Annotated in this window: 6 protein-coding genes and 1 pseudogene; 3 read left to right on the forward strand and 4 right to left on the reverse strand. The window is 71.7% G+C overall.

The window, feature by feature from the left end:
* Nucleotides 1-58: 58 nt before the first annotated feature.
* Nucleotides 59-853: an SDR family NAD(P)-dependent oxidoreductase gene (locus tag H563_RS0112315; protein ID WP_022882910.1), complete on the forward strand. Its 795-nt coding sequence runs from the start codon at nt 59-61 to the stop codon at nt 851-853.
* Nucleotides 854-930: 77 nt separating this feature from the next.
* Here the strand turns inward: H563_RS0112315 and H563_RS0112320 are convergent, their stop codons facing one another.
* Entirely contained in the window at nt 931-2,778 is a 1,848-nt protein-coding gene (locus tag H563_RS0112320) for a phosphoenolpyruvate carboxykinase (GTP) (protein ID WP_022882911.1), read from the reverse strand.
* 118 nt (nt 2,779-2,896) lie between these two features.
* On the opposite strand from H563_RS0112320, the gene H563_RS0112325 reads away from it, so the two are divergent.
* Nucleotides 2,897-4,342, forward strand: coding sequence for a helix-turn-helix domain-containing protein (locus tag H563_RS0112325; RefSeq protein ID WP_027479411.1), 1,446 nt, complete (start codon nt 2,897-2,899; stop codon nt 4,340-4,342).
* Between the two features lie 44 nt (nt 4,343-4,386).
* On the opposite strand, the gene glpX is transcribed toward H563_RS0112325, so the two are convergent.
* Nucleotides 4,387-5,385, reverse strand: a complete 999-nt coding sequence (gene glpX, locus H563_RS0112330) for a class II fructose-bisphosphatase (RefSeq protein ID WP_022882913.1) — start codon at nt 5,383-5,385, stop codon at nt 4,387-4,389.
* Between the two features lie 112 nt (nt 5,386-5,497).
* Here glpX and H563_RS17095 point away from each other — a divergent pair, with 112 nt between their 5' ends.
* A complete protein-coding gene (locus tag H563_RS17095) occupies nt 5,498-6,070 on the forward strand; it encodes a GNAT family N-acetyltransferase (protein WP_022882914.1) in 573 nt (190 codons plus the stop codon).
* Here the strand turns inward: H563_RS17095 and H563_RS17740 are convergent.
* Entirely contained in the window at nt 6,015-6,881 is an 867-nt protein-coding gene (locus tag H563_RS17740) for an MFS transporter (RefSeq protein WP_022882915.1), read from the reverse strand. The two genes, H563_RS17095 and H563_RS17740, sit on opposite strands and share 56 nt — an antisense overlap.
* A 49-nt stretch (nt 6,882-6,930) precedes the next feature.
* A pseudogene (locus H563_RS17745) lies at nt 6,931-7,158 on the reverse strand (transposase); the annotation flags it as partial.
* Nucleotides 7,159-7,499 lie beyond the last annotated feature (341 nt).

Here is a 7,499-nt window from a genome sequence, read left to right on the forward strand (position 1 = left end):
TTCCGCCGCGGCTATCGTCGGACCCACGAATAGTATGTTTTTTCGCGAGGGGGCAGCAATGGAGCTCGATCTCAAAGGCCGCGTCGTCGTCGTCACCGGAGCCGCGCGCGGCATCGGCCGCGGCATCGTCGACCGCTTCCTGGCCGAGGGCGCGCGCGTCGCCGCCCTCGACCTCTCGTTCGACGACCGGCCCGGGGAGGAGGCATCCGATCGCCTGATCGAGGTCGCCTGCGATGTGACGGATGCCGCCTCCGTCGCCGCCGCCGTCGAGGCGGTGCGCTCGCGCTTCGGCCGGGTGGACGTGCTCGTCAACAACGCCGGCATCACCGTCGACGCACCCTTCGAGCAGATCGCCCCGGAGCGGTTCCGGGCGGTGATGGACGTGAACGTGACCGGCACCTTCCTGATGGCGCGGGCCGTTGCGCCGATCATGAAGGAGCAGCGGTCGGGGCGCATCCTCAACGCGGCGAGCTTCGCCGCGATCGTGCCGGCGTACGGGGGCGCGGCCTACGCGGCGTCGAAGGCGGCGGTCGTGCAGCTCACGCGCGTGCTCGCCGGCGAGCTCGGGCCGTGGGGCGTGACCGTCAACTGCTACGCCCCGGGGATGGTGCCCACGGGCATCAACGGCTTCGCCGAGCTGGCGCCCGAGGCGCAGGAGCGCCTGCTCGACACCCTCACCCTGCGGCGCTGGGAGGAGCCGGACGACATCGCCCGGCTCCTCGTCTTCCTCGCCAGCGACGCCGCCTCGTACCTTACGGGCGCCCTGATCGACGTGAGCGGCGGCAAGCTCGCCACCCAGATCCCCGCGAAGGCGTACGAGGCGGCGCAGGGTCTCCATCCACGCTTCGCGTGAGTCGACCGGCGCAGTCACGCTTCGCGTGAGTCGACCGGCGCAGTCACGCAGCGCAGCGCTGGGCAGCGCCGGCCGACTCAGCCGCGCAGCGGCTGAATGGAGGCCAAGCGCGCCCGCAGCGCCTGCAGCTGCTCGTGCAGCGCCGCCGGCACGCGCTCGCCGAAGCGGGAGAAGAACTCCTCCGTGAGCGCGGCCTCCTCGAGCCAGGCCTCGGGGTCGACGGCGAAGAGCTGCCGCAGCTCCTCGGCGCCGACGTCGAGGCCGGAGACGTCGAGGTCCTCCTCTTCGGGAAGCAGGCCGATCGGCGCATCCGTCGCCCCGGCCTCGCCGTCGATGCGGCGCGCGATCCACTCGAGCACGCGGATGTTGTCGCCGAAACCGGGCCACAGGTAGCCGCCGTCGGAGGACTTGCGGAACCAGTTGACGTTGAAGATCTTCGGCGCGGCGTCGCCGAGCGCGGCGCCGACCTTCAGCCAGTGCGCCCAGTAGTCGGCCATGTTGTAGCCGCAGAACGGCAGCATCGCGAACGGGTCGCGGCGCAGCTCGCCCACCTTGCCCTCGGCCGCCGCCGTCTGCTCGCTCGAGATCGTCGCCCCGAGGAACAAGCCGTGCGCCCAGTCGCGGGCCTCCATCACGAGCGGCACGTTCGTCGCCCGCCGGCCGCCGAAGATGATCGCGTCGATCGGGATGCCGTCCTGCGCCTCCCAGTCGTCCGCGATGGACGGGCACTGGTCGGCGGCGACGGTGAACCGCGCGTTCGGATGCGCCGCGGGGGAGCCGCTCGCGGGCGACCAGTGCTCCCCGCGCCAGTCGACGAGGTGGTCGGGGACCCGCTCGGTCATGCCCTCCCACCACACGTCGCCGTCGTCGGTGAGCGCCACGTTGGTGAAGATGGTGTTGCCCCAGATGGTGGCCATGGCGTTCGGGTTCGTGGTCTCGCCGGTGCCCGGCGCGACGCCGAAGAAGCCCGCTTCGGGGTTGATCGCCCACAGGCGCCCGTCCTCGCCCTGGCGCAGCCAGGCGATGTCGTCGCCGATCGTCTCGACACTCCAGCCCGGCAGCGTCGAGCGCAGCATCGCGAGGTTCGTCTTGCCGCACGCCGAGGGGAACGCCGCGGCCAGGTGGTACGCCCGGCCCTGCGGCGAGGTGAGCTTGATGATCAGCATGTGCTCGGCGAGCCAGCCCTCGTCGCGCGCCATGGCGCTCGCGATGCGCAGCGCGAACGACTTCTTGCCGAGCAGCGCGTTGCCGCCGTAGCCCGAGCCGAACGACCAGATCTCCCGCGACTCGGGGAAGTGCGAGATGTACTTCTTCTCATTGCACGGCCACTCGACGTCGGCCTCGCCCGGCTCGAGCGGCGCGCCCACCGAGTGCACCGCCTTCACCCACGGCGCCCCGGCCGCGATCTGCTCGAGGGCCGGCAGGCCGGCGCGGGTCATGATCAGCATCGACAGCACGACGTAGGCGCTGTCGGTCACCTCGACGCCGAGCTTCGAGAGCCGCCCGCCGACGGGCCCCATCGAGAACGGCACGACGTACATGGTGCGCCCACGCATCGATCCGTCGAAGACGCCCAGCAGCTCGGCCTTCATCTCGGTCGGGTCGACCCAGTTGTTGGTGGGGCCGGCGTCCTCGCGTTTGCGCGAGCAGATGAAGGTGCGCGCCTCGACGCGGGCGACGTCGCTCGGCGCGCTGCGCGCCAGGTACGAGCCGGGCCGCAGCTCTCCGTTGAGCCGGATCAGCTTGCCCTCCGCCACCAGCTGCTGCGTCAACTCGTGGCGCTGACGCCGGCTGCCGTCGATCCAGACCACCTGGTCGGGGCGGGTGAGCGCTGCGATCTCCTCGACCCACGCTTCGAGTGCGCCCTTCGGATCCGGGCCTTCCCGGGGCGTGGTGTGCGGGCGGCGATCGTCGATGAGCGTCATGGTCGAGTCCTTTCGCTTGCGCAATATCGCGTCGTGTTGCCATCATTCGTCGCGATCGGATGCTCCGACCCCGGAGACTTGAGTTAATTTCCGCCGATCTTGCAATAGGGTGAAGTTCATGATTCAGGCCAACGGCGACCTGGTGACCGTGGGGCGGCGCATCCGTCACCACCGGGTGCAGCGCAAGATGACCCTCGACCAACTCGGCGAACGCGTGGGCGCCGCCGCCTCGCAGCTCTCGCTCATCGAGAACGGCCGGCGCGAGCCGAAGCTCGGACTGCTGCGCGCGATCGCCGCCGAGCTCGACATCGAGGTGACCGACCTGCTCTCGGGAGAGGCGCCCGACGAGCGCTCGGCGCTCGAGATCGAGCTGGCGAAGGCGCAGTCCGGTCCGCTGTACGCCTCGACCGGCCTGCCGGTGGTGCGGCCGACGAAGGGCACACCGACCGCCGTGCTCGAGGCGCTCGTGGGGCTGCACCGCGAGCTCGCCCGTCGCGCGCGCGAGCAGATCGCGACGCCCGAGCAGGCGCGCCGGGCCACCACCGAGCTGCGGATGTGGATGCGCGAGCGCGACAACTACCTGCCCGACATCGAGGCGATCGCGGAGGAGCGGGTGCGCGCCTCGGGGCACGTGCAGGGCGCGCTCACGCACCGCGAGGTGATGACGATGGCCGAGCAGCTCGGCTTCCAGCTGCTCTACGTGGAGGACCTGCCGCCCTCGGCGCGCTCGATCACCGACCTCGCCAACGGGCGCATCTACCTGCCGCCGGCGTCGATCCCCGGCGGCCACGGCCTGCGGTCGATGGCGCTGCAGGCCATCGCGCACCGGGTGCTCGGGCACTCCGCGCCCGGCGACTATGCGACCTTCCTGCGTCAGCGGCTCGAGATCAACTACTTCGCCGCGTGCTGCCTGATGCCGCGCGAGGCGGCCGTGGCCTACCTCACCAAGGCGAAGAAGGAGCGCGAGCTCGACGTCGAGGACTTCCGCGACGCATTCGGCACCACGCAGGAGTCCGCGGCGATGCGGCTGACCAACCTCGCCACCTCGCACCTCGACATCCGCACGCACTTCCTGCGCGTCGGCAGCGACGGGGCGATCTACCGGGTCTACGAGAACGACGGCCTGCCGCTGCCGGCGGACGTCACGGGCGCGGTGGAGGGGCAGCTGGTGTGCAAGACCTGGAACGCGCGGGCGGCGCTCGACCGGTCGTCGCACACGACCGCGGTGTACCAGTACACCGACACCCCGGCCGGCACCTTCTGGTGCGAGACGCAGACCGGATCCACCTCGACCGAGCGGTTCTCCATCACCTTCGGGGTGCCGTTCGACGACGCCAAGTGGTTCCGCGGCCGTGAGACGACGAACCGCGCCGTCTCACGCTGCCCCGACCCGGCCTGCTGCCACACGCCGCCGGCCGAGCTGGAGCAGAAGTGGCGCGGGCGGGCGTGGCCGTCGGCCAGGGCGCACACGCACATCCTCGCGCCGCTGCCGTCGGGGGAGTTCCCCGGGGTCGACGACTCGGAGCTCTACGAATTCCTGGAGCGGCACGCGCCGGAGCAGTGAGCGCCGCTGGTCGACTCACGCGGAGCGTGAATGGAGACCCGCCCTCACCACTTCTCGGGCCGGTGCTCCGCGACGACCCGGCGCACCGTGCCGGAGGCCGAGCGCAGCACGATCGACTCGGTGCGGATCACCCGCGGCGTCCGCTCGACGCCGCGCACGAGCTCGCCGTTCGTCACGCCCGTCGCCACGAAGTAGGTGTTGTCGCTGCGCACCAGGTCGTCGAGCTGCAGCACGCGGTCGAGGTCGTGCCCGGCGGCGAGCGCCTTCTCGCGCTCCGCGTCATCCTTCGGCGCGAGGCGCCCCTGCAGCACCCCGCCGAGCGCCTTGACCGCGCAGGCCGTGATGATGCCCTCCGGGGTGCCGCCGACGCCGACGCAGAGGTCGACCTTCGAGCCGTCGCGGGCCGCGTTGATGCCGCCGGCCACGTCGCCGTCGAGCAGCAGCCGAGTGCTCGCCCCGGCGTCCCGGATCTCCTCGATCAGCCGCGCGTGCCGCGGCCGGTCGAGCACCGCCACGACGATGTCGGCGACCTCCTTGCCCTTCGCCTTGGCCAGCGCGCGGATGTTCTCGGCGATCGGGCGCTCGAGGTCGACGACGCCGACGCCCTCCGGCCCGCAGACGAGCTTGTCCATGTAGAAGACGGCCGTCGGGTCGAACATGGACCCGCGGTCGGCGACCGCGATCACGCTCAGCGCGTTGTTGCGCCCCGCCGCCGTGAGCGAGGTGCCGTCAACGGGGTCGACCGCGATGTCGCAGGCCGGCCCCTGCCCGTCGCCGACCCGCTCGCCGTTGTACAGCATGGGCGCGTTGTCCTTCTCGCCCTCGCCGATCACGACCGTGCCGTCGAAGTGCACGGTGCCGAGGAAGGCGCGCATGGCGTCCACCGCGGCGCCGTCGGCCTTCTCCTTCTGGCCCCGTCCGACCCAGGCGGATGCCTGGATCGCCGCCGCCTCCGTGGCGCGGACGAGCTCCATGCCGAGGTTGCGGTCGGGTGCCAGCAGGTGCGGTTCGTGCAGGTCGGAGACATCGGCAAGATCGGTCATGTGTCTCACGGTAGGCCGGTCGGGAGGTGGCCGCACCCGCCCCGGATGGGAAAGAACGTGAATTCTTGACAGACGCGGGGCAGGCACGACGCGGCCCGGCTAAGGTGCCCGCATGGCCTACCAGGTGCTCCCGGCGACGGCGCCGCTGTGGCCCGCCCTCGAGCGGCTGTTCGGGCGCGGCGGCGCCTCGAACGGATGCTGGTGCATGTACTGGTTGCTAGGGCCCGAGTACCACCGCCGCGATCGCGCGCTGAACCGGCAGGCGCTGCGCGCGTCGGTCGAGCAGGGCCCGCCGCCGGGGCTGCTCGCCTTCGCCGAGGGCGCCGACCCCGAGCGCGATGCGGCGATCGGATGGCTCCGGCTCACGCCGCGCGCCGAGCTCGCCTGGCTGAACGCGAAGCGCGAGTTCGCCCCGGTCGACGAGCAGCCGGTCTGGTCGGTGTCGTGCCTCTACGTCGGCTCCCGTCATCGCCGCTCCGGCGTGGCCGGGGCGCTCGTGCGCGCGGCCGTCGAGCAGGCCGCGGCGGGTGGGGCGCCGGCGGTCGAGGCGTATCCGGTCGACGCATCCGTGCCGGGCGCGACGCGCAACGCCTTCACCGGCTACCTGACCACGTTCCTCGCCGCCGGGTTCACCGAGGTGGCGCGCCGGGCGCCGGCGCGGCCGATCGTGCGGCATCCCGCATGAGCGCGAGCGCGGCGAGCGCGACCAGCGCGCACCCGGCCATCGTGAAGCCCATCAGCGGGGCGTCGACCCCGTGCAGCGAGACCAGCGGCGGAAGCACCGCGCCGACCAGGAACTGGAACACGCCGAGCACGGCGGAGGCGCTGCCGGCACCGCGGGCGTGCGGGCCGAGCGCGAGCGCCGTGTTGTTCGGCGTCTGCCCGCCCTGGCCGGCGACCGCGACGAACACCGCGACCAGCAGCAGCGCCCTCGGCGCGCGCAGCGCTCCGGCGAAGCCGGCCACGGCGGCGCCCGCGGCGATGGCGACGAGGCAGCCGACGAGCACGCGGCGGGTGCCGAGCCGGGAGATCAGCGCCGGGTTCACCTGGCCGACGAGCACGATGCCCGCGGCGTTGGCGGCGAACACGACCGCGAACAGCTGAGCCGACAGCCCGTAGTCGTCCTGCAGCACCAGGGAGCTCATCGAGATGTACACGAAGAGGGCGCCCGAGGCGAAGCCGAGCGACACGGCGTGGCCCATGAACCGCCAGTCGCGGGCGATCCTGCCGAACCAGCGCAGCTGCTCGCCGAAGCCGCCCTCGTGCCGGTTCTCCGGCGCCAGCGAGTCGGGCACCCACAGCCAGCTCGCCACGAGGATCGCGAAGCCGATGACGGCGAGCACGAGGAACACACCCCGCCAGTCCGTGACCACGAGCAGTGCACCGCCGGCCACCGGGGCGAGCACGGGCGCCGCACCCGACACGATCATCAGCCGCGAGAACACCCGCGCCGCGTCGTCGCCCTCGTAGAGGTCGCGCACCACGGCCCGGCTCACGGCGAGTCCGGGTCTGTCCGTTAAACGGTGTGTGAGGGTCCGGTGGTTTTCAGTGGGTGGTTTTCTCGAACCGTCCGGCGAAGGTGATCGCGAACGCGTTCAGCGCGGGCTTCCACCTCGTCACCCAGCGTGCCCGGCCCCCGCCGGTGGGGTCAAGCGACCGCGTCACGAGGTAGAGACACTTCAGCGCGGCGGCCTCGTTCGGGAAGTGCCCGCGCGCCCGGACGGCGCGCCGGTAGCGGGCGTTGATCGACTCGATCGCGTTGGTACCGGCTATGAAAGTGGAGGGCGCCTCGCGTTGTCTGTCTGGCTGGCCGGGCTGCTGGGCTTGGTCTTACGGTGGGACCGTCCGGGACAGGGGCGTCTTGGGGAGATCGGTATGGGCAGGTCGTTCTTGTTCGATGGGCTGAGCGCCCGTGTTAGTAGATGACCGCCCTTGCGACTTGTCCGGCTGTGCTGGGAGCACGAATCCGTAGGTGTCGGTTTGCCCGCCTCTCCCCGTGTGAAGAACAGGCTGTGAGGGAGGACGGAGATGGGACGGTTCATCGGCTTGGATATCCACCGCGACTTCGCGCAGGTCGCGGTCCTCGAAGATGGCATGCTGACTGACGCCGGGCA

The organism is Gryllotalpicola ginsengisoli DSM 22003, assembly GCF_000419445.1.
In the GTDB taxonomy this organism is placed as follows: Bacteria; Actinomycetota; Actinomycetes; order Actinomycetales; family Microbacteriaceae; genus Gryllotalpicola; species Gryllotalpicola ginsengisoli.

Bases quoted from the DNA above. Each gene is read 5' to 3' on its own strand.
- H563_RS0112315 (WP_022882910.1), top strand. From the start codon at position 59: ATGGAGCTCGATCTCAAAGGCCGCGTCGTCGTCGTCACCGGAGCCGCG.
- H563_RS0112320 (WP_022882911.1), bottom strand. From the start codon at position 2,778: ATGACGCTCATCGACGATCGCCGCCCGCACACCACGCCCCGGGAAGGC.
- H563_RS0112325 (WP_027479411.1), top strand. From the start codon at position 2,897: ATGATTCAGGCCAACGGCGACCTGGTGACCGTGGGGCGGCGCATCCGT.
- glpX (WP_022882913.1), bottom strand. From the start codon at position 5,385: ATGACCGATCTTGCCGATGTCTCCGACCTGCACGAACCGCACCTGCTG.
- H563_RS17095 (WP_022882914.1), top strand. From the start codon at position 5,498: ATGGCCTACCAGGTGCTCCCGGCGACGGCGCCGCTGTGGCCCGCCCTC.